The sequence below is a fragment of the Devosia sp. Z6_126 genome, from assembly GCF_058133495.1.
The window spans coordinates 1-2,791 of sequence record NZ_JBYUNO010000012.1; the positions used below are offsets into that span (position 1 = coordinate 1).

At 51.7% G+C, this 2,791-nt stretch carries 2 rRNA genes; both read right to left on the reverse strand.

The window, feature by feature from the left end:
- Positions 1–1,961: ribosomal RNA gene (locus tag AC3YOG_RS20575) — 23S ribosomal RNA — on the reverse strand; the annotation flags it as partial.
- A 227-nt stretch (positions 1,962–2,188) separates the two neighbouring features.
- Positions 2,189–2,791: ribosomal RNA gene (locus AC3YOG_RS20580) — 16S ribosomal RNA — on the reverse strand; the annotation flags it as partial.

A 2,791-nucleotide genomic window follows, 5' to 3' on the forward strand; every position in this document is an offset into this window, starting at 1 on the left:
CTTAGGACCGTTATAGTTACGGCCGCCGTTTACTGGGGCTTCAATTCGCACCTTCGCTTGCGCTAAGCACTCCTCTTAACCTTCCAGCACCGGGCAGGCGTCAGCCCCTATACTTCACCTTACGGTTTTGCAGAGACCTGTGTTTTTGCTAAACAGTCGCCTGGGCCTATTCACTGCGGCTCTCTCGCGCTTGCACGCTAACAGAGCACCCCTTCTCCCGAAGTTACGGGGTCATTTTGCCGAGTTCCTTAACGAGAGTTCTCTCGCTCACCTTAGGATTCTCTCCTCGACTACCTGTGTCGGTTTGCGGTACGGGCACCCCCTGCCTCGCTAGAGGCTTTTCTTGGCAGTGTGAAATCAGGAACTTCGGACCAAAGGTCCTTCGCCGTCACAGCTCAATGTTATAGGATGCGGATTTGCCTACATCCACACCTCACTGCTTGGACGTGCATAACCAACAGCACGCTTACCCTATCCTACTGCGTCCCCCCATCACTCAAAAGGCAGGGTGGTGGTACAGGAATATCAACCTGTTGTCCATCGTCTACGCCTATCGGCCTCGACTTAGGCCCCGACTAACCCTGAGCGGACGAGCCTTCCTCAGGAAACCTTAGTCATACGGTGGATGGGATTCTCACCCATCTTTCGCTACTCATACCGGCATTCTCACTTCTAAGCGCTCCACCAGTCCTTCCGGTCTGACTTCGACGCACTTAGAACGCTCTCCTACCACTGATACCATCGGTATCAATCCACAGCTTCGGTGATTTGTTTAGCCCCGATACATTTTCGGCGCAGCGTCACTCGACCAGTGAGCTATTACGCACTCTTTAAATGATGGCTGCTTCTAAGCCAACATCCTGGTTGTCTAAGCAACGCCACATCCTTTTCCACTTAACAAATACTTTGGGACCTTAGCTGGTGGTCTGGGCTGTTTCCCTCTTGACTACGGATCTTATCACTCGCAGTCTGACTCCCAAACATAAATCATTGGCATTCGGAGTTTGTCTGAATTCGGTAACCCGGGATGGGCCCCTAGTCCAAACAGTGCTCTACCTCCAAGATTCTCGCGTTTGAGGCTAGCCCTAAAGCTATTTCGGAGAGAACCAGCTATCTCCAGGTTCGATTGGAATTTCTCCGCTACCCACACCTCATCCCCGCACTTTTCAACGTGCGTGGGTTCGGACCTCCAGTAAGTGTTACCTTACCTTCATCCTGGACATGGGTAGATCACCTGGTTTCGGGTCTACGACCACATACTCATTCGCCCTATTCAGACTCGCTTTCGCTGCGGCTCCGTCTTCTCAACTTAACCTTGCATGGGATCGTAACTCGCCGGTTCATTCTACAAAAGGCACGCCATCACCCGTTAACGGGCTCTGACTATTTGTAGGCACACGGTTTCAGGGTCTATTTCACTCCCCTTCCGGGGTGCTTTTCACCTTTCCCTCACGGTACTGGTTCACTATCGGTCACTAGGTAGTATTTAGCCTTGGGAGATGGTCCTCCCAGATTCCGACGGAATTTCACGTGTTCCGCCGTACTCAGGATCCACTCTGGAGGGGTTGGACTTTTGACTACGGGGCTTTTACCCTGTCTTGCGGACCTTTCCAGATCGCCTCGTCTAATCCAACCCTTTGTAACTCCGTATAGAGTGTCCTACAACCCCAAGAGGCAAGCCTCTTGGTTTGGGCTCTTCCCGTTTCGCTCGCCGCTACTCAGGGAATCGATTTTTCTTTCTCTTCCTCCAGGTACTTAGATGTTTCAGTTCCCTGGGTCTGCCACAGATGCGCTATGTATTCACGCAAATGTACTACCCCATTACGGGCAGTGGGTTCCCCCATTCGGAAATCTCCGGATCAAAGCTCACTTACAGCTCCCCGAAGCATATCGGTGTTAGTGCCGTCCTTCATCGGCTCCTAGTGCCAAGGCATCCACCGTGCGCCCTTATTAACTTAACCTAAAAGTTAAAAAAGTTACACATCATGATCACGTCAGTGACCACAATTTGAATATCTTGCTTGTTTCTTGTTTGATGTCGTTTTATCCAGTTTTCAAAGAACAAAAGGCTTGCCCTTTTGCGACGAGTAATCGCAGGAGCAAAAAAGTTTGAATGTATGAACATTCAAAACTGAACTGCAAAACGTCAAGTCATGGGTAAAGACCCATGTTCCGAATAAATCCTTAGAAAGGAGGTGATCCAGCCGCACCTTCCGATACGGCTACCTTGTTACGACTTCACCCCAATCATCTGTCCCACCTTCGGCGGCTGGCTCCCAAAAGGGTTACCCCACCGACTTCGGGTGTTACAAACTCTCGTGGTGTGACGGGCGGTGTGTACAAGGCCCGGGAACGTATTCACCGTGGCATGCTGATCCACGATTACTAGCGATTCCGGCTTCATGTAGGCGAGTTGCAGCCTACAATCCGAACTGAGAACGGTTTTATGGGATTGGCTCACCCTCGCGGGGTCGCGACCCTCTGTACCGTCCATTGTAGCACGTGTGTAGCCCAGGTCATAAGGGGCATGATGATTTGACGTCATCCCCACCTTCCTCCGGTTTATCACCGGCAGTCACCTTAGAGTGCCCAACTGAATGCTGGCAACTAAGATCAAGGGTTGCGCTCGTTGCGGGACTTAACCCAACATCTCACGACACGAGCTGACGACAACCATGCACCACCTGTCACCGCCGTCCCCGAAGGGAAGGCCCTATCTCTAGGGCGGTCGGCGGGATGTCAAGACCTGGTAAGGTTCTTCGCGTTGCTTCGAATTAAACCACATGCTCCA